Annotated in this window: 25 protein-coding genes and 3 tRNA genes; 10 read left to right on the top strand and 18 right to left on the bottom strand. The window is 62.0% G+C overall.

The genetic code is table 11. The annotated features are described in order from the left end of the window. Nucleotides 1-131: 131 nt before the first annotated feature. The 8 genes from Mgrana_RS05030 to Mgrana_RS04995 form a co-directional block, all read right to left on the bottom strand. Nucleotides 132-1394, bottom strand: a complete 1263-nt coding sequence (locus Mgrana_RS05030) for an ABC transporter substrate-binding protein (RefSeq protein WP_119356511.1) — start codon at nt 1392-1394, stop codon at nt 132-134. 107 nt (nt 1395-1501) lie between these two features. Next, nucleotides 1502-2329: a carbohydrate ABC transporter permease gene (locus tag Mgrana_RS05025; RefSeq protein ID WP_119356510.1), complete on the bottom strand. Its 828-nt coding sequence runs from the start codon at nt 2327-2329 to the stop codon at nt 1502-1504. Beyond that, the gene (locus tag Mgrana_RS05020) at nt 2322-3209 is read right to left on the bottom strand and encodes a carbohydrate ABC transporter permease (RefSeq protein ID WP_170146403.1); all 888 of its coding nucleotides are present in this window, start codon (nt 3207-3209) and stop codon (nt 2322-2324) included. The genes Mgrana_RS05025 and Mgrana_RS05020 overlap by 8 nt, the downstream gene beginning before the upstream one ends. After that, entirely contained in the window at nt 3209-4018 is an 810-nt protein-coding gene (locus Mgrana_RS05015; RefSeq protein WP_119356508.1) for a glycoside hydrolase family 191 protein, read from the bottom strand. Before Mgrana_RS05015 ends, Mgrana_RS05020 begins: the two co-directional genes overlap by 1 nt. Next, nucleotides 4015-4782 carry a DeoR/GlpR family DNA-binding transcription regulator gene (locus tag Mgrana_RS05010; RefSeq protein ID WP_119356507.1) on the bottom strand — a complete coding sequence of 256 codons (768 nt, stop codon included), beginning with the start codon at nt 4780-4782 and terminating at the stop codon, nt 4015-4017. Before Mgrana_RS05010 ends, Mgrana_RS05015 begins: the two co-directional genes overlap by 4 nt. Before the next feature lie 149 nt (nt 4783-4931). Then, entirely contained in the window at nt 4932-5765 is an 834-nt protein-coding gene (locus Mgrana_RS05005; RefSeq protein WP_119356506.1) for a metallophosphoesterase, read from the bottom strand. A gap of 26 nt (nt 5766-5791) precedes the next feature. Then, the gene (locus Mgrana_RS05000; RefSeq protein WP_119356505.1) at nt 5792-6670 is read right to left on the bottom strand and encodes a metallophosphoesterase; all 879 of its coding nucleotides are present in this window, start codon (nt 6668-6670) and stop codon (nt 5792-5794) included. A gap of 80 nt (nt 6671-6750) precedes the next feature. After that, nucleotides 6751-8370, bottom strand: a complete 1620-nt coding sequence (locus Mgrana_RS04995; protein WP_119356504.1) for a putative ABC transporter permease subunit — start codon at nt 8368-8370, stop codon at nt 6751-6753. A gap of 117 nt (nt 8371-8487) precedes the next feature. On the opposite strand from Mgrana_RS04995, the gene ruvA reads away from it, so the two are divergent. Further along, nucleotides 8488-9069 (top strand): Holliday junction branch migration protein RuvA, encoded by a 582-nt coding sequence (gene ruvA / locus Mgrana_RS04990; RefSeq protein ID WP_119356563.1) that lies wholly within the window; start codon nt 8488-8490, stop codon nt 9067-9069. Here the strand turns inward: ruvA and Mgrana_RS04985 are convergent. Both Mgrana_RS04985 and Mgrana_RS04980 read right to left on the bottom strand, forming a co-directional pair. Further along, nucleotides 9066-9479 (bottom strand): DUF4395 domain-containing protein, encoded by a 414-nt coding sequence (locus tag Mgrana_RS04985; protein ID WP_119356503.1) that lies wholly within the window; start codon nt 9477-9479, stop codon nt 9066-9068. The genes ruvA and Mgrana_RS04985 overlap by 4 nt on opposite strands. A gap of 142 nt (nt 9480-9621) precedes the next feature. Beyond that, nucleotides 9622-10107 carry an RrF2 family transcriptional regulator gene (locus Mgrana_RS04980; protein WP_119356502.1) on the bottom strand — a complete coding sequence of 162 codons (486 nt, stop codon included), beginning with the start codon at nt 10105-10107 and terminating at the stop codon, nt 9622-9624. A 162-nt stretch (nt 10108-10269) separates the two neighbouring features. Here Mgrana_RS04980 and Mgrana_RS04975 point away from each other — a divergent pair, with 162 nt between their 5' ends. Next, nucleotides 10270-11214 carry an aldo/keto reductase gene (locus tag Mgrana_RS04975; RefSeq protein ID WP_119356501.1) on the top strand — a complete coding sequence of 315 codons (945 nt, stop codon included), beginning with the start codon at nt 10270-10272 and terminating at the stop codon, nt 11212-11214. A gap of 25 nt (nt 11215-11239) precedes the next feature. Here the strand turns inward: Mgrana_RS04975 and ispF are convergent, their stop codons facing one another. Then, a complete protein-coding gene (ispF, locus tag Mgrana_RS04970) occupies nt 11240-11758 on the bottom strand; it encodes a 2-C-methyl-D-erythritol 2,4-cyclodiphosphate synthase (RefSeq protein ID WP_240631258.1) in 519 nt (172 codons plus the stop codon). A 57-nt stretch (nt 11759-11815) separates the two neighbouring features. On the opposite strand from ispF, the gene Mgrana_RS04965 reads away from it, so the two are divergent. Further along, nucleotides 11816-12397 carry an HD domain-containing protein gene (locus Mgrana_RS04965; protein ID WP_119356500.1) on the top strand — a complete coding sequence of 194 codons (582 nt, stop codon included), beginning with the start codon at nt 11816-11818 and terminating at the stop codon, nt 12395-12397. Here Mgrana_RS04965 and Mgrana_RS04960 read toward each other — a convergent pair. The 3 genes from Mgrana_RS04960 to Mgrana_RS04950 form a co-directional block, all read right to left on the bottom strand. Next, entirely contained in the window at nt 12394-12819 is a 426-nt protein-coding gene (locus Mgrana_RS04960) for a disulfide bond formation protein B (protein ID WP_119356499.1), read from the bottom strand. The genes Mgrana_RS04965 and Mgrana_RS04960 overlap by 4 nt on opposite strands. A 20-nt stretch (nt 12820-12839) precedes the next feature. Continuing rightward, nucleotides 12840-14057: a Gfo/Idh/MocA family protein gene (locus Mgrana_RS04955; RefSeq protein WP_119356498.1), complete on the bottom strand. Its 1218-nt coding sequence runs from the start codon at nt 14055-14057 to the stop codon at nt 12840-12842. A 66-nt stretch (nt 14058-14123) separates the two neighbouring features. Beyond that, the gene (locus Mgrana_RS04950; RefSeq protein WP_119356497.1) at nt 14124-14903 is read right to left on the bottom strand and encodes a Crp/Fnr family transcriptional regulator; all 780 of its coding nucleotides are present in this window, start codon (nt 14901-14903) and stop codon (nt 14124-14126) included. A 126-nt stretch (nt 14904-15029) separates the two neighbouring features. Here Mgrana_RS04950 and Mgrana_RS04945 point away from each other — a divergent pair, with 126 nt between their 5' ends. Further along, nucleotides 15030-15500 carry a PRC-barrel domain-containing protein gene (locus Mgrana_RS04945; RefSeq protein ID WP_119356496.1) on the top strand — a complete coding sequence of 157 codons (471 nt, stop codon included), beginning with the start codon at nt 15030-15032 and terminating at the stop codon, nt 15498-15500. Nucleotides 15501-15503: 3 nt separating this feature from the next. On the opposite strand, the gene mobA is transcribed toward Mgrana_RS04945, so the two are convergent. Beyond that, nucleotides 15504-16085, bottom strand: coding sequence for a molybdenum cofactor guanylyltransferase (gene mobA / locus Mgrana_RS04940; RefSeq protein WP_119356495.1), 582 nt, complete (start codon nt 16083-16085; stop codon nt 15504-15506). 60 nt (nt 16086-16145) lie between these two features. Between mobA and Mgrana_RS04935 the strand changes: the two genes are divergently transcribed. From Mgrana_RS04935 to Mgrana_RS04910, 5 genes are all read left to right on the top strand, one after another. Beyond that, nucleotides 16146-16223, top strand: a tRNA-Arg gene (locus Mgrana_RS04935). Nucleotides 16224-16492: 269 nt separating this feature from the next. Then, complete coding sequence (locus Mgrana_RS04925; RefSeq protein WP_119356493.1) at nt 16493-17662, top strand: M24 family metallopeptidase; 1170 nt, start codon at nt 16493-16495, stop codon at nt 17660-17662. 66 nt (nt 17663-17728) lie between these two features. Then, nucleotides 17729-18862: an ABC transporter ATP-binding protein gene (locus tag Mgrana_RS04920; RefSeq protein ID WP_119356492.1), complete on the top strand. Its 1134-nt coding sequence runs from the start codon at nt 17729-17731 to the stop codon at nt 18860-18862. After that, on the top strand, nt 18855-19718 hold the full coding sequence (locus Mgrana_RS04915) for an ABC transporter permease (RefSeq protein ID WP_119356491.1): 864 nt from the start codon (nt 18855-18857) through the stop codon (nt 19716-19718). Before Mgrana_RS04920 ends, Mgrana_RS04915 begins: the two co-directional genes overlap by 8 nt. Nucleotides 19719-19770: 52 nt before the next feature. Then, entirely contained in the window at nt 19771-20550 is a 780-nt protein-coding gene (locus Mgrana_RS04910) for an ABC transporter permease (RefSeq protein ID WP_119356490.1), read from the top strand. Nucleotides 20551-20600: 50 nt separating this feature from the next. Here Mgrana_RS04910 and Mgrana_RS04905 read toward each other — a convergent pair. Together Mgrana_RS04905 and Mgrana_RS04900 are read right to left on the bottom strand one after the other, a co-directional pair. Continuing rightward, nucleotides 20601-20686, bottom strand: a tRNA-Tyr gene (locus Mgrana_RS04905). A 15-nt stretch (nt 20687-20701) separates the two neighbouring features. Beyond that, a tRNA-Thr gene (locus Mgrana_RS04900) sits at nt 20702-20777 on the bottom strand. Between the two features lie 164 nt (nt 20778-20941). Between Mgrana_RS04900 and Mgrana_RS04895 the strand changes: the two genes are divergently transcribed. Beyond that, the gene (locus Mgrana_RS04895; protein ID WP_170146402.1) at nt 20942-22285 is read left to right on the top strand and encodes an MBL fold metallo-hydrolase; all 1344 of its coding nucleotides are present in this window, start codon (nt 20942-20944) and stop codon (nt 22283-22285) included. Between the two features lie 26 nt (nt 22286-22311). Here the strand turns inward: Mgrana_RS04895 and Mgrana_RS04890 are convergent. Continuing rightward, a partial coding sequence (locus tag Mgrana_RS04890) for a polysaccharide deacetylase family protein (protein WP_147371286.1) occupies nt 22312-23061 on the bottom strand: 750 nt, incomplete at its 5' end.

The following is a 23061-nucleotide window of genomic DNA, read 5'->3' as shown; positions in this document are numbered from 1 at the left end:
CAGCCGCGCCTGCACCGGTGGGAAGGGGGGTATTGGCTCCCCGCTCCTCCCCGGTGAGGGCAGGAATGGATGTCCAGAATAGCGATATAGCCTTGACCATGGTGTGGCGGCGCGGGGCTCGAGGCCAGCCTTCAATACTTGAGCTCCTTGGATTCCTTGAGCAGGGCCCCCATGTCGGTGTTGGCTTTGTCAATGGCTTTATCCAGCGGGAGATTCCCTGTCCAGGCCAGGTTCAAGTCGGCGTTGAGGGCGTTCAACACCTCGGGCAGGTTGGAGACCGTGCGCAGGTTGCTGAAGCGAATCTCCGAGGTTTTGAGCTGCTGGAAGATCACCTCCCCGTTGCGCCCCTTGAGGGCGTTCAGGAACAGCTTTTCGTAAGGGTCAGGCTGGGTGGGGAGCAGGCCGTTCTCGGCCAGGATCTTCCCGGCCTGGGGACTGGTGGTGATCCAGCGGGCGAAGGTGAGGGCCGCAGACTTCTGCTTGGAGGCCTTGGGGATGACCAGGGCATGGGCGCTGTAGAGCGGTCTGGGGGGTTCCCCGGCCTTGAGCGTGGGGAAGGGAGCAAAGGCCCAGTCCAGCCCAGGGGTCTCAGCCCAGACCCCGGTCATCCAGGTGCCTTCGACATAGATCCCCAACTGCCCGGCCTGGAAGAGCTGGTAGGCGGCTTGAGGGGTATCGTTGGCGGTGGGGGAGACCTTGTACTTGTAGATCAGGTCGTAGAGGCGCTGGGCGGTTTGGCGGAAGGTGGCCTCGAGGTTCGGGGTGTAGCCGTTGGCGGTTTTCTGGATGATGCCCTTGCCGCCAAAGGTGTAGTAGAAGCTCATGCCGTACTCGAGGTCAGGCTGCAGGTCCGAGCCGTTGATGCCCCAGTAGCGCTTTCCTCCCTTGCTGAAGGTGAGCTTTTGGGCTGCGCTGAGCATCTGGTCCCAGGTCCAGCCGGTGGTGGGGATGGGCACCCCCCGCTCTTTGAACAGAGCCCGATTGATGAAAACACAGACCGCCTGTGGCCCCAGGGGCAGGCCGTAGGTCTGGCTGCCATCTCCGATCAGGTAGGGGGCCAGGGACTGGGCCGGATACTTGGCCTTCTCTGCCGCGTCGAGGGGGATGGGTTCCAAGGCCCCTTGCGAGGCGTAGAAGGGGAAGTTGTCCAGATCCATCCACATCACATCGAAGGTTACCCCGCCCGCTACCATGGCCGAGGCCTTCTGCCAGTAGGTGTCCCAGGGCACCAGGTTGTACTTGACCTTGATCCCTGGATTGGCCGCTTCGAACGCGGCGATCAGCTTACGGTCGGCTTTCTCCCGGGTGGCATCCCAGGTGGCATAGGTGAGGGTGGTCTGGGCGGCGGCCAGACCCAGGGTGGCGGCGAGCAGCAATGTGACCAGTTTTTTCATCAAACTCCTCCTGGATGTGTAGGCATGAGCATGGATACCTTGGGGCCGAGGGGGCTCGAGGTGGGGGGTGGGCCTCGCTCGCAGCGAAGGGGATCCGCCGGCATGCTTCACCCTTTCATCCCGCTCGAGAGCGCGGCGTCGGTGAGGTAGCGCTGGACGAACAGATAGGCCACGATGGTGGGCAGCACGGCCAGGGCGGAACCGGCCATCAGCACCGGAACGTTGATGGCGAAGTGGTTTTGCAGGGCCAGAAGCCCCACCGGCAATACCATCTTCTCCGGAGAGTTAAGCACGATGCTGGGCCAAACAAACGAGGACCAGTTGCCCAAAAAGCTCAGCATCCACACCGCGGCCACCGCCCCGCTCGAGAGCGGCAGGGCGATGTAGCGCAGGGCCGTGCCCCAGCTACCCCCATCCATCAGCACGCTCTCCTCGAGCGAGCGGGGCAGGCTGCGAAAGAACTGGTACAGCATGAAGACCGCATAACCGCTGGTCAGGCTGGGAACGATCAGTGCAGCAAAGCTATCCACCCAGCCGAACCACCGAACCAGCAAGAAGGTGGGGATTAGCGTGATCTGCCAGGGGACCACCATCGAGAGCAGGTGGCTGTTGAACCACAGGCTTTTGCCCGGGAAGCGCAGGCGGGCAAAGGCATAGGCCGCCGGGGCTCCCAGCAGAATGTTGAATGAGGCGATCACTGCCGAGGTCCAGAGGGAATTCCAAAACATCTGGCCAAAGGGGATCAGCTCGAACAGCTTTTTGAAATTGCCCGCGATCCATACCTTAGGCAACAGGGTGGGAGGCCAGGCATAGGCATCGTCCGGTGTTTTGAAGGCGGTGAAGACCATCCACAGGAAGGGCAGCACGATCAAGAGCCCGCCCAAACCGAGCACCGCGACGAGTACCCCCTGGATTGGCGAAAGACGCCTATTCATAGTGCACCCACCGTCGTTGTAGCCGCCACTGCGCCACCAACAACACGATCAAGCCCAGGGCCAGCAGCCAGGAGAGCGCGGTGGCATACCCCATGCGGAAGTAGCTGAACGCCGATTTGTAGATGTAGAAAGCGATGGTGGTGCTGCTGTCACCGGGGCCCCCTTTGGTCATGAACAGGATGGCTTCGAAGACCTGCAGGCTCCCGATCAGCGAGAGCACCAACACCAAAAAGAGGGTCGGGCTGATCTGCGGCAGGGTGATGAAGCGAAACAACTGGGACGGGCGTGCGCCATCGAGCTGGGCCGCCTCATACAGCTCCTTGGGTACGTTGGCCAGAGCGGCCAGGAACAGGATGATGGAGGAGCCGGCCCCCTGCCAGACCGTAAAAAAAGCAACGGCGGGGATCACCGTGCTGGGTTGGTTGAGCCAGTTGACCCCGGTGGCCCCGAAGAGGGCTTGCCAGAGCAGGGCGGTGGCCACCCCTACCGTGACCATGGGCAGGTAGTAGAGGGTGCGAAAGAAACCCCGTACCGCAGGGGAGCTGACATTGTGGATCAGGCTGGCGATGGCCAGCGAGACCAACAGCCCCAGCGGAACCGCGAACGCCGAAAAGATCAGGGTTTGTAGAAGGTAGCGCAGGGCTTTGGGGTCGTTGGTTAGGGCCTTTTGGTAGTTGGCCAGGCCCACCCACTCGGGCCTCGAGAGCCCCCCCCAGTCGGTGAAGGAAACCCCCAGCGAACCCAGGATGGGCAGGAGGGCAAAGACCAACACCACCAAGGTGCTGGGGGCGACTAGCAGCAGGCCCCACAGGGCCTCCTCGCGGCGCAGGCTGGTGCTTGGGCGAGCGGGGCGGGTTAGGGATGGGGATTGGTGGGTCATCATCGGCTTCCTGGCGCAGGGCTGACTTCGTTGAGGCTGATGGTGGTCACGTAGGGCACGAACCCATACCGCCGCGCTCTCGAGTAGGCCCGCTGGATCAGCGCGGTCTGGGTGGGCAGGGCGTAATCCAGCGCCAGCACCTTGAGCCCGCGCTTTAGATAGGGGAAGAGGGGGCGGGGGTCGCCCTCGTGGGCCTGGTAGGTTCCGTCGTTGAAGTTGTAGAGGGTGCTGAAATCCTCGAACATCACCGCATCCAGAAAGGGAGCGGTCTGGGGCAGCACGGCAAACCCCCGGTTCTGCACCAGTATCGCTTTGGGGAAGCTCTGGCGCAGGGCCCGGATCAGCTGGACCATGCCGGGCTTGGTTTTGGGGAAGAGGTCTACGGTATCCACCGTGTCCAAGAACAGCCCGTCGAAGCCGATCTCGAGGATGTCCTTGGCCCGCTGCAGCACGGCCTCGCGCCAACCGGCCTGGTTGGCGTCCATGTACTTGCTGCCCCAGTTGGGGTTGGTGCCCAGCACCCAGGCTTTGGGCAGCCCAACCATGTAGCCTTCGGCTTCCCCTACGCTCAGATAGGCCACCACCCGGGTGCCCTGGGCCTGAAGCTTGCGGAGCTGAGGGTAGCTCAGGGTGTTGGGTTGCACGATGGCCAGATCGAACTGGCTGAGCTGCTTGGCGAAGGCCTGGTTGGTGCCGTAGTAGACCACAAACGACCGAATGGTGGCCAGGCGGCTGGGCTGGGACTGGGCCAGGCTGACCGGCAAGAGCCAGGCCATCACCAGCCAAAGGGGGATGAGGCGCAATCTCATCCCACCCTCCCCCGCTCGAGCCGAATTCCCCAGCGCTGCAAGCGCTCCTCCCAGGCTACCTCGAGCCCCCCGTCGCTGATCACCTGGGTCAGGGCCTGTAGGCCAGACACCCGAAAGGGGCCGGTTTTGCCGAACTTGCTGCTGTCGGCCAGCAGAATTCGCTCGTTGGCCCGGCTCAGCATTTTCTTGTTGATCGCAGCCTCTGCTGCATCCAAGGTCCGCATCTCCCCTTCCGGACTGACCGCGGTGGCCCCAAGGAAGAGCTGGTCGCAAAAAAACTCCTCCAGCAGCAGCTCTGCGTAGGGGCCTACGCTGGAGAGGTTGTCCTCGCGCAGCAGCCCTCCCACAAAGATCACCCGTATCCCCCGCACCCCGGTGAGCTCCTGGGCCAGGGCCAGTCCATTGGTGATGACCGTAAGGGGCAGGGGTTCTAAGCGAATGGCCCGGGCCAGCTGCAACACCGTGGTGCCGGCATCCATCAACACGGTGCTCTCCGGGCGCAGCAGGCGATAGGCCGCGGCGGCAATGGCCCGTTTCTGCTCGAGCTGCCGGTGCTCCCGCAGGCTGAAGGCCACCTCGAGCCCGCTGGCCTCGGCCAGGCGGGCTCCCCCATGGGTGCGCTCGATGATCCCGGCTTCCTCGAGCTTGGCCAGGTCCCGCCGCACCGTAGCCGGCGAGGAGCCGGTGAGGCGGGCGAGTTCCTCGACGCTCGAGGCCCCCTGGGTATAGAGGAATTGTTGAATCTGTTTGAGGCGGATCTCCATAGGGCCTCCGGCGGCTGGGTACGGGTGATATTCAGATTTATACAAATCTAACCGCTATTTCAATCAAAGTCAATCATAAAAATGATGAGTTGTGATCAAATACCCCCAGACCGCCAGGGTTTCCCCGGAGGGCCCGCTTATCAATCAGCTCACAGGGGTACAAACTCGAAGATCACCAACTCCGCGTCGCACCGGTAGCGCAGGGGGGCGGATGAGACGCCCAGACCCCTCGAGACAAAAGCCGGGACCGGATCCTCCACAAACCCTTGGGCAAACTTTTGGCCGTACTGGGAGGAAGTGAAAACCGGGCCATAGCCGCCCAGCACGATCTGTCCGCCGTGGGTATGACCGCAGAGCGTAAAACTGGGGCGCTGGGCCGCTTGGGCCACCTGGTAGAGGTAATCGGGGTTGTGGGCCAGCAGCAAGCGGGCCGATTGGGGGGGGGCGCCTCGGAAGGCCGCTACCACATCGGGCTCTCCATGCCAGAGGTCGTCCACGCCTGCCAAAAACAAATCCTCCCGCAGGCTTACCCCACGGTTGCGCAAGACCTCGACCCCAACCTCCTGCAACCGGGCGGCCAGCGCTTCGGGGGGATACATGGGAACTTTTTGGGGAGGGTCGAAGGCACTCAAGAACGTGCGCGGGGGGGGAACGCCTTCAACCCGCTCTTTGATCCGGTAGCCATTAAACCGGTAGTCGTGATTGCCCCATACGGCCCAGACCCCCAGCGGGGCGAGGAGCTGGCCGAGGACAGGAAGAGCGGGAAGAACCTGGTGGGGTCTCGAGGAGTCGGTAAGGTCCCCAGTAATCACCACAAGCTCCGGGGCTTCGGCGTTGGTGGCCCGAATCCAGGCCTCCAACGAGCCCTTTTGTATCCAGAATCCCAGGTGTAGATCGGAAAGCTGGGCTACCCGCAGCGGACGGGTCAACCCTTGTAAGGGCCGTTGATAGCGGCTAATCCCAAAGCGATAGGCGGCAAGCATCGCCCCATGCTACCGTTCTTTGGCTCCTATCGGGCCAAGGGCTGCAAATCCAGCACGACGACCTCCGCGGGGGCGTTGAGGCGTAAAGGCACAGCGGTCATGCCCAGGCCCTTGGAGACGAACCCCAGCACCGGGGGTAGGGTGGGGCTCTGACCCGGTGGATACCAGCCGCCCAGGTAGGTAGCCCCATACCATGAAGGGGTCCAGGGCGCGCCATAGTGCGGCAAGAACACCTGACCGCCGTGGGTGTGCCCACAGATGCCCAGATCCACCGGACGGCGAAAGAAGAAGTCAAGGTAATCGGGGTTATGCGCCAGCATCACACAAGCCGGGCCCGGTTTGTAGTTGCCCAACGCGGCAAACACGTCGGCGTGACCGTCCCAGAAGTCATCCACCCCGCCCAGGTAGAAGTCTGGGCGCAGGAGCTGCCCCTGATTGTTGAGGATCCGAATCCCCACCTCAGGCAGCCGTTCCTGCAGGTAGCGTTTAGCGCTGGGGGCCCAGTTGTCGTGGTTTCCCCAGATGCTGTACACCCCCAGGGGGGCCTGGAGCCGCCCCAGCTCTGCGATCAGCAAATCCAGGTCGGGGGTCAGAGGGTTGTTCGCAGAAGCCCGCCAGCGAATTCTCGAGCCCGCATCAACCAGGTCGCCGGTGATCACGATCACATCGGGGGCTTGTTGCAGCGCTGCATCCACCCACCGGGCCACCGAGGTCGCGTGAATGAAGGGGCCATAGTGTAGATCGGAGAGCTGCACCATTCGCAGGGGCCGCTCGAGCCCTGACAATGGGCGTTGTTGCCGGTTGATCCGAAAGGGGTAGCTTTGGGCCACCACTGCTCCTGCTCCCCCCACGAGCCCCAATCCGGCAACTCCAGCCAAAGCAAGGAAACGGCGGCGGGTGAGCATCTCTAACCCAATCTAGCAACAGATCTGCTTCCCGTTGGTTTACCGGGTTTCAAAGCGGCGGCTGAGGGTGCTCGGGTGGGTTACGCATCGCCCATCCGCCGATAGCCCCAGAGCAAGGCCAGTACCGTGGGAATCAGGGTTGCAGCCAGCAGGGCCAGCATCCACAAGCCCCCCTCGGCCCCGGAAAAGTAGGCGGTTTCGCCCCGGGTGAGCATTAGGTAAACCGGCCGGGCCGCCAGCAGCACCAGCCCCGCGCTGTGCAGCAGGCTCAAGCCCATGTACAAGAACCCCCCCATGCCGATGGGAACCTCGGCGGGATTGGGCGCATCGAATTTGGGATATGCCGCCCCTAACCCAACCCCCAACCCCGCAGCGGCCAGGGCCGAAGCGACCCCCAGCAGCAGGGAGAGGGTCGTCAGGTTGGCGTCCAGGCCCAGCACCCTGGGTGAAAAATACCCCAGCAGTAGCCCGAGTGGGAGCAGAAAGAACAGGGCCAAGGCGAAGCGGCTCAAGAGCACCACGGCTTTGGAGACGGGCCCGGTCTGGAGCATCCAGAATCCCTGGCCTTCGAGGCTATACAGCGGGTAGGCCAGCCGCACCCCGACCCCTGAGATCACAAAGCCTTGAAAGGCTAGGTGCAAAAACCCCGCCACCACCTTGAACCGGGTCTCCTGCATGGGCAGGTACTGTAGGCTGGTGGTGTAGAGCAAGACCAAGACCCCTACCAGCACAAGCTGTGCGGCCTGATTGGCATCGCGGAAGAACAGCCGTAGATCCCTCACCCACAGGGCCCAGACCAGGCCCCAAGCGGATACGCGGTCCAGCAGGCCAGGCGGCAAGAGGCCGCGCTCACGCACCGTTCCCTCGAGGGTGCGCACCCAGCCTTGTTGGTAGGCGTTTCCAGCCGCTAGCCCTGCCATCAGCAGGAGCCCGACCGATGCCCCCAGCAATATCCAGAACTGGGGCACGACCTCCCCAGCAATCAGGCCATTCAACCCAGCCTGAGCCAACCCTGAGGGCAGAAATGGGGCCGAAGGGTCGCGGAAACTCTGCAGGAAGCGCTCGAGCTGCTCAGGGTTAGCAAAGTTGGTCTGTAGCAATACCTCAGGGCGCAGAGCCCGCAGCAACAGGATGAGCCCACCCCCGAGCACCGCGCCGACCGCTGCGGCCCACTCCCGGGCCCGTCCGGCAGGAGCGTACCGCACCAGCGGCAGGGCCAGCCCCACCCCCAGGGCTACCGGGAAGGCGAACAACGCCAGCGCGATCACGGTAGCTCCGGGATAGAAAATGAGGCTGGCGCTGTGGTGGGCGCCGTAGGCGTACAAGACCGGTAAGGTCAGCAGCGTAGGGAGCAGGGCGGTGGTCACAAACACCTCTCCGACCTTGAACAAGAACACCCGGCTTGCTGGCTGGGGCAGCGCCAGGTGCAGGGGCAGATCCTCTGAGGTGTAGAGCACCGCCACTGCGTTGGGCAAGGCCGAAAGCACCACCGAGGAGGAGAGCACCAGGAGCAGGCTGCCTAAGGTGCGCTCAGCCACCACCCGGCCCGCCAGGGGAAACTGGTTTAGGAAATCTAGGAACCAGCTGGTCCCGGCCCAGGCCAGATACACCAGCCCAGCCCCCAGCAGCGCTCCGACCATCACCGCTCCGGGGGCGTGCCGCAAGCCATTGAGCCAGAGGTGGGCACGAAGGGCGAGCATCTCCAGTTGAGTTTAGAGCAGCCTCTCGATGGGGTCGGTGCGTTTAAGCTTCAATCCGGGCCCAAGGTGCATAGGGGCCAACTTCCGGCTCCTGACCGGCTGCGATAAGCTATGGCCGTGATTCGCTACCTGCAAGGGCCGGTGCTGCGCAAGACCGAGACCAGCGTAGTTGTGCGGGTCAACGGGCTAGGCCTCGAGGTAACCTGCCCCACCTCCACCCTCTCTGCGCTGCCCAGCCAGGGGGAGGTGACCCTACACACCCACCTGATCGTGCGCGAGGACGAGCTCTCCCTCTACGGCTTCGCCGATGAGCCAAGCCTCGAGCTGTTCGAGGTCTTGCTGGGGGTTTCGGGGGTGGGCCCCAAGGTAGCCCTCAGCTTGCTCTCCTCGCAGCCCCCCGGACTTCTGGCTCGAGCCCTCACAGAGGGCGACCTGCGCCTGCTCACCTCGGCTCCTGGGGTGGGCAAAAAGCTGGCCGAACGCATCGCGCTGGAGCTGCGGGGCCGGGTTCCGGCTCATCTGATGGACCAGGGCGGGGCCTTGGTTCACAGCGCTGCAACCGAGGAGGCCGAGCTGGCCCTGATCACCTTGGGTTTTCGGGAGGGTCCGGTGCGCAGCGTGGTGGCCGAAGTGGCCCGCAAGCACCCAGAAGCGGGCACCCAAGAGCTGATCAAGCTGGCGCTCAAGGCGTTGCGCTAAGACCTCGAGCGGCTGAGGTGGTGCTGCAACATTCTGAGTTGAAAATAAAGGAAGCAGCCCACACAGATGCGCGTAGTGAGGCTGAGGAGGGCCAGCAGGGCCACCGTGATCGCCAGCACCCAACCCACCGGGTTGGCGCCCCACAGGAAGGCCAGGGCGGCCAGACCCAAAAAGGCACTTCCGACGCTGCGGGCAAAGCGATGGGGCCTAGGGTCTTCGTCGACCCTATGCTGGGGGATCCGCCCGAGCCGCTTAAGCCCCACCAGAGCATCAAAGCCCAGGTGCTGGGAAAACATCAGCACGAACAGCACCCCAATTATCCAGGGCTGTGCAGTGAGCAGGGCCAGCCCGGTCAGGGCCAGCAACACCACTTGATTGAAGCGAAGCTGATAGATATCGGTTCCTGACATAGACTTCCTCGCTGGCTACGCCTCCGGCCTGAGGGGAGACCTACCATCTCAGGTGCTGCACAGCATAATGCAGATTACAAAATATGTAAACTATTGTCCCTTCTCTGAGACCGGAGGGAGATACCGAGCCCTCAGCCGGCGATCACTCCCGGGGCATGAGCAGCTCGCTGGGCGGGAGGAGATGCTCGAGACAGGAGGAGTAGTCAATTCCCTGCCGGAAGTCATCGGCTAAATCGGCCACGGTGACCTGACTGAGGGCCTCCAGGACCGCATCTCGTACCCGGATCCAGACCCGGTTTCGGGCACAGCAACGGTTTTCTTCCGGGCAGCTCTTGGGCCAATTGAGGCTCACGCAGGAGAGGGGAGCGATGGGGCCATCTACGGCGCGAAGCACGTCCCGCAAGGTGATTTCTTGGGGTGGTTTGGGCAGGCTGTACCCACCCCCGACCCCTTTCTTCGACTGGACCAGCCCGTGGTTGGCGAGCGCGGCCAGGATGCGCACGAGGTAGGTTCGGCGCACCCCTATGGCCGCACTCAAATCCTCGCTTCCGATGTAGATTCCTTCGGCTTGAGTTCCTAAGTAACCCAGGGCTTTCAATGCGTAGATATCTGTGTTGGATAGACGCATGGCCTTACCTTTCGCGGTTTTCTAAGATCATAGCCTCGAGGCCAGCCCAGTAAAAGGGAACCCCCGGCTTTGCCGCACCGATGGATCTGGGTCAACCTTAGTAAGCCCCCTCCTAACCGCTGGGCCTGAGCCGCTGGGTATAGTTGCGCAAAGGAGGGGAGCATGGAAGAGCGCAACGTGGGTAACTCGGGGCTGCGGGTTTCGCGGGTGGGGTTGGGCTGCAACAACTTTGGTGGGCGGATCGGAGTGGCTGCTTCCAAGGCGGTGATCCGCAAAGCCCTGGATCTGGGGATTACCCTGTTTGACACCGCCGATGTGTATGGCAACCGGGGCGGATCAGAGACCATCTTGGGAACCTATTTGGGGAGTGAGCGGGAAAGGGTGGTGATCGCCAGCAAATTCGCCATGCCGATGGATGATGCCGGGAAGCTGCGGGGGGCCTCGAGGGGCTACATCCTCAAGGCAATTCAGGCCAGCTTGAAGCGGCTCAAGACCGATTACCTCGACCTCTACCAGCTGCACACCGCCGATCCCCACACCCCCATTGAGGAGACCCTGCGTACCCTCAACGATCTGATTCGCCAAGGCATGGTGCGCTACATCGGCTGCTCGAACCTGCCGGCTTGGCAGGTAGTGGAAGCCCAGTGGACGGCGAAGAGCCTGGGCCTCGAGGGCTTTATCAGCATTCAGGACGAGTATAGCCTTTTGGTGCGCGGTCTCGAGCAGGAACTGCTGCCCGCAGCCCGAAGGTATGGGTTGGGGCTCCTGCCCTATTTCCCGCTGGCCAATGGGCTGCTCACCGGTAAATACCGTAGGGGAGAAGCCCTGCCTGAAGGGGCCCGACTGACGACCAATCCGGCCCGGGCCGAAGCGGTGATGACCGAGGCTAACTGGCAGAAGGTTGAGCGCTTGGAGGCCTTTGCCAAGGCCCGGGGGCATACCCTGCTCGAGCTGGCCTTTAGCTGGCTGGCCACCAACCCGGTGGTCTCGAGCGTGATTGCCGGGGCAACCAAGCCCGAGCAGGTGGAACAAAACGCGAATGCCGCAGGCTGGGTGCTCACCCCGGAAGAACGGATGGAGGTTGATCAGATCACCGCTGCGGCATAGGCCCCTGGGCCTGGCCCAGAGGCCTTTAGCTTTGACCGGGCTGGGTGTTCTCCGCCAAACCCAGGCCCACCATCGCCCGGCACTGCACGTGATCAGGGGCCAGCCCTTCGGAAGTTTTGAAGGTGAGGCCGATGCGATCGGCAGGGAGACCGGTCAGGAGGGCAAGGTGGGCCTGGACCTGGGCCCTGAAGGGCCCCAGCTTAGGGGTATCCAGGGTGATCACCGCAGAGACCTGGCGGAGCCGATGGTTGTGTTTTCGAACCCGTTCCAGCGTGGCCTCGAGGATCACCCGGCTGCTCAGCCCTTTCCAGGCGGGATCGGTATCGGGAAATAGGGTGCCGATATCGCCCAGGGCCAAAGCGGACAACAGCGCATCGGAGAGGGCATGTAGAAGAACATCTCCATCGGAGTGTGCGATGGCTCCACGGGGGCTCTCGATTTGTACCCCGCCCAGCCATAGTTCTCGTCCTTCGGCCAGGCGATGGGCGTCCTCGCCGTACCCAATGCGGGTAAGCGGGGTCAGTGACAGCGGGGGCTTTTCCACGGCCTATAGCCTACCGCGCCCCTTGACGCTCGAGCCTCGAGCCCCGACACTTTCCTCATGGCGATCTACATGGTTTACGACGATGCCCTGGCCCTAATGCGGCGCTTTACCCCCTCGGAGAGCCTGCAGCGACACATGTTGGCGGTGGAGACGGCCATGCGGGCCTATGCCCGCAAATTCGGTGAGGACGAGGAGAAATGGGCTGTGGTTGGGGTTTTGCATGACTACGACTACGAACAAGCCCCCCAGACCCACCCCGAGCGAGGGGTGCAGATGCTGCGCGAGATGGGCTATCCCGAGGACGTTTTGGCCGCCATCCTGGGTCACACCGATAAGCCTGAGTATCCCCGCGAGACCCAAATGGCCAAAACGCTGTTTGCGGTGGATGAGCTGGTGGGGCTCATCACCGCTGCGGTGTACGTGCGTCCGGATAAGAGCATCGCTAGCCTCGAGCTTTCCAGCCTCAAGAAGAAATTCAAGGATAAGGCCTTTGCCGCCCGGGTGGATCGAGAGGGAATCCTGCGCGGGGCGGAAGAGCTCGGGGTGAGCCTGGAAGATCACATGGCCTTCGTGCTGGAGGCCATGAAGGCGGATGCCCAGCGCTTGGGTTTGGATGGGCAGGGGACGGCCCAGCCCTAGCGCTTTGCCGGACGAATCAGCAGCAGGGCCACCGTGATCAGCACAAAAGCGATCAGGGCTTGCAGGGGGATGGGGAACTGCGGGATGTACTCGCTGCTACAGGAGATGGGGCCGCTACAGGCCGAGGAGAGGATTCCGGCTTGCTCGAGCAGGTGCTTGATGCTGTACCCGGCCCCGATGATCGAGAGCGGCAGGGCATACCACCGGGCGGCGTAATCGCTGCGCCACAGGGCAATCCCTAAAATAATGGCGTTGGGATACATGAAGATGCGCTGATACCAACACATCTCGCAGGGGATAAAGTGGCGAACTTGCGAGTAGTACAAGCTACCCAGGGTGGCCACAACCGCCACAAGCCAGGCAAAAGCCAACAACAGGGCGTTGCGATCCAGGGGAGCAGGGTTGGCTTTGGTGGGCTGCATCCAGCTTAATCTACCCCATTTCAGGAGAGGTGCCCTAGGCCATTCGCCTCGAGCAGCTCCTTCACCCCCACCTTGGTGCCCCGCTTCACCGACTCCTCCGCAGCCACCCCCACCACCACACTCCAGAAGCCCTCTTCGGCGGTGGCAGCGGTGCTGGGCTGGCCGTCCATGGCTTGGGTCCAGCGCAGGTGCTCGTAGTAGGTGGCCCCGCTGTGGCCGGTTTCCTCGATAACCGCGGGGTAGCTGGGGGTTAGGGTGCGGGAGGTACGGTCGGGGAGGGCAATCACCTCGAGGTAGTTCTCCCACTTGGAGTAGGCCTGGCCGTTCACGCCCTCGCTGGCCTTAAGGCGGCCCTCGTCGCCGCAGATGACCAGTTCTTCGTAAACCATGGGGGCGAACATGCACAGGTTGAAGTTGGCCCGCACCCCGTTTTGGTACTCCACAATCACAAAGGCATTGTCCAGGATGTCGGACCGCTCGCCGCCGTACTCGAAGTCCTTGAAGTTGACCGCCTGGCTGCCCGAGGCGTACACGCTCACCGGGCGCGACCCGGCAAACAGGTTGAACAGGTCGAAGTAGTGGCAGCACTTCTCCACCAGGGTGCCGCCCGAGTATTTGGAGAACTTGTTCCACTGCCCCACCTTGTCCAGGAAGGGCTCGCGGTGCTCGAGGATGGTCAGGGTCTTGACCTCGCCCAGGCTGCGCCGCACCTTGGCCTCGTGGATGGCCTCCACGTAGATGGGCTTGTAACGATACTGAAGGCCGATCTGTAGCACCTTGGGGTAGGCCCTAGCCATCTGCCAGATTTCATAGGCATCCGGCAGGTTGGTGGCCATGGGCTTTTCCAGCAGGATGTGCTTGCCGGACTGCACGGCCACTTTTAGCACCTCGAGGTGGGTGTGGTTGGGGGTGCAGATGATCAGCCCATCCACCGCCGGGTCGTTGCAGGCGGCCTCGAGGCTCTCGTACACCACCAGCGGTTCCGTGGAGAACCGGGCTTTGGCCCGCTTGGCCCCCTCCACGCTGCTGGGGTTGGGGTCATAAACCCCGTGAATGGTGTTGCGGCCCTCGAGCAGGGTCACGGTGATGTGTTCTTGCCCGTTGACCCCGGTTCCGATCACGTTGAAGCGGTATTTGAGGGGGCCGGGATCCATCAGGAAGCGGTCGGCCTGGGGCACATAAGCGAACTTTGGCACCAGGGCGTGGAGCCGGTTGGCGAACTCCTTACCTTTTTTCACAGATTAGATTATAAATCTAAAACTTCCCTTTGCTACCCCCAACCCGAGGCCAAAGGCCACTTAAGATCAGGACAGGAGGAAATTGGAACGGGCAGTGGGCTCTTGAGCGTCGGGCAGGCCATAGGCCGCGCCTTCTTGTTGGAGATGGGCCAACACCCGGGGTTCATCCAACCACACCTCGCGCCCCGCGCGGCGGATTAATCCGGCTTCCTCGAGCTCCATCAGGCTAACGTTGATGGTCTCCCGCCGCACCCCGAGGATCAGGGCAAGGTCATACTGGGTGAAGGGCATGCGCAAAAAGATTCCTGAAGCCGAGGGCTTGCCTTCTTCGCGGGCATAGAGGTAGAGCATCCGAACCAGGCGGGTGGGTACCTTGGTGGATTGATGCAGCAGGCGGAGGTTGTTCTCGGTCTCAATCTGGTCTACCAACAGCCCCAGGATGCTTTGGGTGAGCTCGAGATCTTCGGCCACCATCTGCTGCACCCGCTCAAAGGACCACATGCGCACCTGAGCCGGGGTAATCGCCACCACTTCGGGGGCGAGGACGGGGGTGGGAGAGAGGTTCTCGAGGCCAAAGAAAGACCCTTGCTGACGGGTCGAGAGGAGCTGTTCATCGCCCAGCTCGGTGAAGCGCACCAGCTTAAGCCAACCGCGCTCGACATACCCGAGGCACGGCTCGCCCATGATGCTCACCACCTCACCGATCCCAACGGTGTGGCTGTGACCTTCTGCGCATAAGCGCTCGCGCAGCTTGGGGGACACCGACTGAAGCAGCCATTCGTAGGCGTTGAGCCGGGCTTGGGGTGGAATGGAGGAAAGCGTGGGGTAGGGCTCAAAGCTTCTCATTACGGCCTAGGCTATGGGTGTGCTCTGACCGGAGACTGAACCATAGCTGAGGCGTGGCTGATTAAGCCTGGACTCAGAAGAAATACAGCCAGATAGGCTAGGCTGCTGCTGGATAGAGGAGGGAATATGGCCACACCACCCCATAGCTTTCGAAGCGTAGACGACTCCGCCTTTACCTTTGAGAACCCCCAGGAGGACATCCGGGACTTCGTGGTGCGCGACAGCTCCGGAGCGAAGATCGGTAGGGTAGACCAACTGCTGGTAGACACCGATGCCCATAAAGTGCGCTTTCTCCAGGTGGGGCACGGTGGATTTTTGGGGATTGGGCGCGAGCATAGCCTGATCCCGGTGGAGGCCATCGAAGGCGTGGACTACGAGCATCGCGAGGTGCACATCAACCAGACCCAGGAACAGGTTGGCGGCAGCCCACCCTACCAGCCCGATATGGTAGAGAAGGGCGAGGATTACTTCAGCACGGTTTACGAGTACTACGGCTTTCCGGGTCCTTGGAGTACAGGTTATGTGTACCCGGAATACACCACGCGCCGCAGTGGGGCCAAGGTGGATCCGGAGTACGACCAGAGCCGGGGGGACTGATGCCTACCCCAGCGGGTCAAGCCCGGACTCGAGGGCCTCGAGCTCGGAGAGGGTATTGAGGTTGGCCAAGAGGTGTTCCCCAAACCGCGGCGTGAGTTCTGCTACGGGCAGTCGTACGCTGGGAAGGGTCTCGAGCAGGTCCTGTATCTTTAGATGAGCGCCTTGTAACCTCTCCAGCACGAGGGGCTCGAGGCTCTTATGGTATAGGGCCCCTAGGGGCTCAGGACCTGCCTTTGACTCAGCCATCACCACCAGGCACCCCGGTTGAATGTGTTCCCGCAGGTATCGCCAGTACGCCCTGCTCAGAAAAGGCTGATCACAGGCCGCTACAGCCACCCATGGATGGCGGGCCTGGGCCAAAGCGGTATGGAGCCCGCTCATGGTCCCACCGCCGGGCCAGAGGTCGGGGTACACCAGAGCGTCAATCGGGTAAGGGCGATTGGCCACCACGAAGCGCTCTGAGGCTTCGGCCAAGCCCTCGAGCACCCAGGCCAACAAGGGCTTACCCCGATAGGGATATAGCGCCTTGTCCTGCCCGAAGCGCCGCGACTGCCCGCCGGCCAACACCGCACCGCTGAACTCCACGTACTGCAGTCTAAGGGGTAGGGCATGCTAAAATCATCGCTGGGGTTGATCCACGCCCGGGCGCTCGTAGCTCAGTTTGGATAGAGCGAAGGTTTCCTAAACCTTAGGTCGCAGGTTCGAGTCCTGCCGGGCGCACCAGTCCCAAACATATTTGCTCATCGGGATGATTTTCGGCGGGTCCCCTTAGCCAAAGCCTCGGCTTCTTGGTCGGTAAAGGAGTCAAGGAGCTTTGCAACCCATGCTTTCATGGCAGGGTCTTTGAATTTGTACTCCTTCAGTACCCTGCTGCGAGGGTATGGGAGGGCAGTTTTGCTTTTGAGTGAAGCCTTGATCGCCATAAATCCAGCAAAGCACGTTAGTATACCTTTGCCGGATATGGCCAAGATCTTTGTGCCTCGAGGAGCCCTATGACCCAAGAGAAACTCTCCCAAGTGCAACGGTTCTTGCAAGAGCGGGGGATAGACGGCTGGCTGGTCTACGACTTTCGGGGCACCAACCCCTTTGTCTCCCGCATCCTCGACCATGGGGAGGGCCTATTGACGCGGCGCTGGTTTATCTGGATCCCTGCGAAGGGGGAGCTCCAGGTGCTGGTGCATGACATCGAGTTTGGTAGCTTTCCCAAGAGGGGCTATGCGGTGGCCAAATACAACAGCCGCGAGAGCCTGGTCACCTCGCTGCGAACCCTGCTGGGGGGGGCTAAAACCATTGCGATGGAGTACTCTCCGCAAAATAACATTCCCTACGTATCCAAGGTGGATGGGGGAACCCTGGAGATGGTGCGTTCTTTGGGGGTGGAGGTGGTGAGTTCAGGGGATGTGTTGCAGTTGCTCTTAACCTGGACTCCCGAGCAACTGGCCCAGCATCGGCGGGCCGCTCAGGCCCTAACCGCAACCAAGGATGCAGCCCTGGACTACATTCGTGAGCATGTGGCCCGCCAAAAGCCGCTCACCGAGTATCAGTTGCAGCAGTACATGAGCCAGTTTATTGAGGCGCAGGGCCTGGACCCTGACCACCCGCCCATCGTAGGGTTCGGGCCGGGTGCGGGAGACCCCCACTACGCTCCCTCGGCCACCCGCTCCAAGACCCTCGAGCCCGGTGACGCCATCCTGATGGACCTGTGGTGCAAGGTGCCGGGGGATCACCCTTTTGCCGACATCACCTGGATGGCTTTTTATGGATCCCCCGGAGAGGCGTTTCTGCGGGCATATCACGCGGTGATTGCGGCGCGGGATGCTGGGATGGCCTTGCTGAGGGACCGATACCCCCAGCGGCCGGTGCGGGGGTATGAGGTGGATCAGGCGGTGCGCCAGGTGCTCATCGACGCGGGCTTCGAGGCCCATCTCAAGCACCGCACCGGGCATAGCCTGGGCATCCAGGCCATCCACGGGGAGGCCGCCCACTTCGATGCCTTCGAGACCTGGGATGAGCGCTTGGTACTGCCGGGGCTGGGCTTCACCATCGAACCGGGGGTGTACTTTCCCCAGTTCGGGGTGAGGAGCGAGATCAACGTGTACACCCACCCCAAGGAAGTCGAGATCACCACCGCCATTCAGCGCCAACTGGAGGTGATTGAATAGCGCCCTAAGAGCAGGGTTCAAGGGGCGGGTTGTTTCTACAAGAGCGGGGGCTTTAGACTCAGGCCTGTGGAGGGGACCCTTTTCCGTGGGCGCCGCGAGCGCAGGTTGGGTGAGAACGTTGCGGTGCGGCTCGAGGGCCTGACCAAGCGCTTTGGTGAGGCCACCGCCGTGGCTGGGGTAAGCCTGGAGATCCGCGACGGCGAGTTCTTCAGCCTCTTGGGGCCTTCGGGGTGTGGCAAGACCACCCTGCTGCGCATGATTGCGGGTTTTGAGGAACCCGACTCTGGACGCATTTTGATTGGGGGGAAGGATATGGTGGGGGTTCCTCCCTACCGCCGTCCGGTCAACACGGTGTTTCAAAACTATGCCCTGTTCCCGCATATGACCGTGGCCGGCAACATTGCCTTTGGGCTGCGGATGAAGCGGATGCCGAAACCGGAGATCGAACAGCGGATTGCCTGGGCGCTCGAGCTCATCAACCTGCCGGGATATGAAAACCGACGCACCGACCAGCTCTCGGGGGGGCAGCGGCAGCGGGTGGCCCTGGCCCGGGCCCTGGTCAATGAACCCGAGGTGTTGTTGCTGGACGAGCCCCTCTCGGCCCTCGACCTCAAGCTGCGCCAGGAGCTGCGGGTGGAGCTGATGAACCTGCAGGAACGCTTGGGGATCACCTTTATCTTTGTCACTCATGATCAGGAAGAGGCCCTGGTGATGTCCGATCGCATCGCGGTGATGAATCGGGGCCAGGTCGAGCAAATCGGGGCCACGGAGGAGGTGTATGAGTGGCCTCGAACCCCCTTTGTAGCCCGCTTTATTGGGGATTCCAACCTGATCCCCGCTACCGCCACCGAGCCCCGCCGGGTTCACACCTCGTTGGGAGAGTTTGTGCTGGACGAAGAAGACGCCCTGACGCTGGGCCAGAAGGTACTGCTTTCGATCCGACCGGAGAAAATTCGGCTGTTCCGTGACCGCCCCAACCTACCCAACGCCTTCCGGGCTAAAGTGGACGACATCATCTACACCGGCTCGGAAAACCAGTACCGCTTGCTGGCGGGCGATACCTGTTTGATGTGCGATACCCTCAACCAGGATATTCAAGAACCTGGACATGAGGAGTTCGCGTACGACGAGGAGGTTTGGGTGGTTTTGCCTCCAGAGAAGCTGGTAGTGATCGAGAATTCGGAGGCCAAGAATGCGTGAATCCAGGGGCGGTTCGGAGCGGCTGCGGCTGGCCTGGATCACCGTAGGACCGGGGGCCTTCTGGCTGCTGCTGTTCGTGTTGATCCCAACCCTACTGATGTTTGTGGCTTCGCTGCTCAGCCGGGGAGATTTCGGCACGCTCTCGCTCCCTTTAGGGCTGCGGAATTACCTTCGCTTTTTCTCCGATCCGGTGTACCTGGAGATCATTGGCCTGAGCGTGTGGATTGGGTTTTGGAGCACCCTGTTGACCATTGTGTTGGGCTACCCTTTGGCCTTTTATATCGCCGGGAGCAAGCGCAAGCAGGTTCTGCTCCTGATGGTGATCATCCCCTTTTTCACCAATTTTCTGATCCGTGTGTACGCTTGGATCGTGATCCTGCAAAAGGAGGGGCTGGTTAACGCCTTCATTACCGCGTTTGGTCTACCCCCAGCGGATCTGTTCCCGTCTACGTTTGCGGTGTACCTGGCCAGCGTATATACCTATCTGCCCTTCTTTGTGCTGCCGCTGTACGCGGCGGTAGAGCGGATTGACTGGAGCCTGCTCGAGGCCGCCTATGACCTGGGGGCCCCTCCGGTACGGGCTTTTTGGGAGGCCATCTTCCCGCAGACGGTGCCGGGGCTCTTCGCCGGTTTTCTGCTCACCTTTATCCCGGCGGTGGGCACCTTTGTGATCTCGGATCTGTTGGGTGGGGGCAAGGTCGTCCTGATCGGCAACCTCATCCAACAGCAGTTCACCAGCGCCCAGAACTGGGCATTTGGCAGCGCGGTCAGCATGATCTTGATGGCCCTGGTGCTCTTGGGTTTGTGGCTGTATGCCCGCACCCAAGGCGAGAGGGGCATGGACCAACTGGTCTGAGCCGGGGGGAAACCGCAACAGCACCCCATCCTATGCCTACCTCGAGCGGATTATGAAGCGCCTTCTCTCGGTATATGCCTGGCTGGTCTTTGCCTTTTTGTACCTGCCGATCGTGGTGATCGTGGCCCTTTCCTTCAACAAGAGCCGCTACGGGGTCAGCTGGACCGGCTTCACCCTCGAGTGGTATTCCCGCCTCTTTGCCAACGAGCGGGTGCTGGAGTATCTGGGGAATACCCTGGTGGTCGCCACGGTCTCCACCACCGTGTCCACCATCATTGGAACCCTTTTGGCGGTGGGATTGGTCCGGTATCGCTTCCGTTTGCAGAACGGACTGCGCTACTTGCTCTACACCACGGTGGTGGTTCCCGATATCGTGATGGGGATCTCGCTCCTGCTGCTCTTTGCCGAGGTGCGCAGCCTTATCGGTTGGCCCCGGCTCTCGCTGCTCACCATCATTCTGGGGCATATCAGCTTCCAGATTGCCTATGTCACCCTGGTGGTGCGGGCCCGATTAATGCTGTTAGACCCCGCTCTGGAGGAAGCCGCCCTGGATTTGGGAGCCAATAACTGGCGTACCTTTCGGGAGGTGACCCTCCCCCTGATTTCCCCTGGGGTGGTTTCTGGGGCCCTGCTGGCCTTTAGCCTCTCGCTCGACGATTTTGTGGTGACCTTTTTTACCTCAGGCTCAGGTTCTACCACCCTGCCCCTGTATATCTACTCCGCGGTTAAGCTGGGGGTAAGCCCGGAGATTCATGCCCTCTCCACCTTGATGGTGGGGGCTACGATCCTGGTCTTGGTTTTAGGGGTGTTGTTTTGGCGAAACCGCGGCTGAAGGGCTGCCCTGCTAAAAAGAACCCCTCGAGCGCCGCTCGAGGGAGATTGTGGTGGGCAGGGACGGATTCGAACCATCGTACCCCGAAGGGAACAGATTTACAGTCTGTCGCCTTTAACCACTCGGCCACCTGCCCACGGGTGTAAAGCCTTGGAGCCGCCCATCGGAATTGAACCGACAACCTTCCGATTACAAGTCGGGTGCTCTACCAGTTGAGCTAGGGCGGCAGTTGGTGCGCTCTGCTCGCTTTGGATCGGCAGAACCCCTTAGCGGCCGGACCGCGGGGGTTGAACCCCAGTCCGGGGTGTCAGCCTACATCACCAAGCCCGGGGATGTCAAGCCAATAATGCCCTTGGAAGCGCATAAATGCTCGGTCTGGTACAGTTGGGATATGCGAGTTACCCCCTACGGCGCTGCGCAAACGGTCACCGGAAGCTGCCACCTCCTCGAGGAGGGCGAGTACAAGCTGTTGCTGGACTGCGGGGCCTATCAGGGTGCGGAGGATGATCGAAATGCCGAGCCCTTCGGTTTTGAGCCGGGGGCAATAGACGCGGTGGTGATCTCTCACGCCCATAACGACCACATCGGGCGGCTGCCGCTTTTGCTGCGACGGGGCTACCGGGGGCGGGTGTATCTGAGCGAGCCCACCGCCAAGTTCTTACCGGTGATTTTGGAAGATTCCCTTCGGCTGATGCGGGAAGAGCTCGAGCGCCTAGAGCGCAAGGGCAAGCCAACCCCACCGGTGTTGTGGGACGAGCAGGACCTGAGCGAGCTGTACCGCCGTCTCGAGCCGGTACCGCTCTACCAAGATCTGGCTTTTGGGCCGCTCACGGTGCGCTTGCGGGGGGCTGGACATCTGCCCGGCAGCGCCTTCATTGATGTGCGGGCTCAGGGCAAGCATTTTATTTTCTCCGGCGACCTGGGGCATCGCCGCAAGGAGGTGCTGCCCGACCCCGACTACCCTACCGCGGCCGACCTGGTTTTGTGCGAGGGGACCTATGGGGACCGTCCCCACCGACCTTTTGCGGACACCATTCGCGAGTTCAGCGAGATCCTGAACACCCATCTGGGCCAAGGCGGAAAGGTGTTCATCCCCAGCTTTGCCCTCGAGCGCACCCAGGAAGTCCTGTTTTACCTGCGCGAACTGGAAAGCCAAAAGGCCATTCCCAGCGTGCCCGTTTATGTGGACTCCCCCATGGCGGAGCAGATTTCCGAGATCTACCCCGGCGTAAAAAGCTACTTCAGCACTGAGGTCCAGGCGCTTTTTAATCAGGGCCTCGACCCCTTCAGGCCGGGCCAGTACTCCCACACCCGCAGCGTGGAGGACTCCAAGGCCCTCAACCGGCTAAATGGGCCGCTTATTATCATTGCGGGAAGTGGAATGCTCAGCGGGGGGCGCATCCTGCATCACCTGGCCCTTGGACTTCCTGGGGCCCAGAATGCCGTGGTCATTACCGGATACCAGCCGAGAGGCGGGCTGGGGCAGCTTTTGATCGAAGGGGCGGAGAGCCTGAGAATCTTTGGGGAAACCGTGCCGGTGCGGGCCAAGACCTATACCCTGGGGGGTTTCTCAGGACATGCCGGGCAGGACGAGCTGCTGGATTGGCTGGGAGGGGAGCGGCGAATCGCCCTGGTTCATGGCGAGCCGGACAAGCTGCAAATCCTGCAGCAGGAGCTCTCTAAGCGGGGTCAGACGGCCTGGCTGGCCGAGTGGGGGAAAGCCATCGAAGTGTAGGTCTGCCCCTCCGAAAGGAGCAGGGATCAAGGCCGGGCTTGGGCGGGCCGGGCCCTTGAAGCCTCCAGCTCCTGGGGTTGGGCCTGAGCCAATAGCTCGGGAACGCTGACGAAACGGTATCCTTGCTGCTGCAAGCCTTCCAGAATTACCGGTAGGGCCTCCAGGGTACGCCGGCGATCCCCACCTCCGTCGTGCATGAGCACGATGGTCCCCGGCCGGGCTCCCCTCAGCACATTGTCGGCGAAGGCTGTCCAGGGGGCTTTGGGGTCGGTGTCTGCGCTGCTAACCGACCACATCACCACGGTATAGCCCTTGGAGAGAGCGTATTTGGCCAGCCCGTTTTTGAGATTGCCCCCAGGGGGGCGGAACAGGCGGGTGGAGGTCTCGGTGTCTCGAGCGATAAGGGCCGCGGTGGAGTCAATCTCTTTGGCCGCAGCCTGCGGGGTCACCTTGTGGTACTGGTGACTCCAGGTGTGGTCTCCGACCGCATGTCCGGCTTCCACCACCTTTCGGGCAATCTGGGGGTAGCGCTCGAGGTTCTTCCCGACCCAGAAGAAGGTGGCCCGGGCCTGATAGCGCTTCAAAATGTCCAGGACCGCTTCGGTGGTGACGGGCCAGGGGCCGTCATCAAAGGTCAAGGCGATCAGCTTTTCCCCTGCGGGAAGGCGCACCTGTCGCACCACGGTTCCGGCAAAAGCCGAGAGGTTGGGCGGGGGAGCGGGGGTGGTTTTGGGCGGTACCGGGCGGCTCGAGGGCTTCTGTGAGGGGATGGGGGA

The sequence above is a fragment of the Meiothermus granaticius NBRC 107808 genome (genome assembly GCF_003574355.1).
In the GTDB taxonomy this organism is placed as follows: Bacteria; Deinococcota; Deinococci; order Deinococcales; family Thermaceae; genus Meiothermus; species Meiothermus granaticius.
This window is presented reverse-complemented; position numbering and strand designations above follow the sequence as displayed.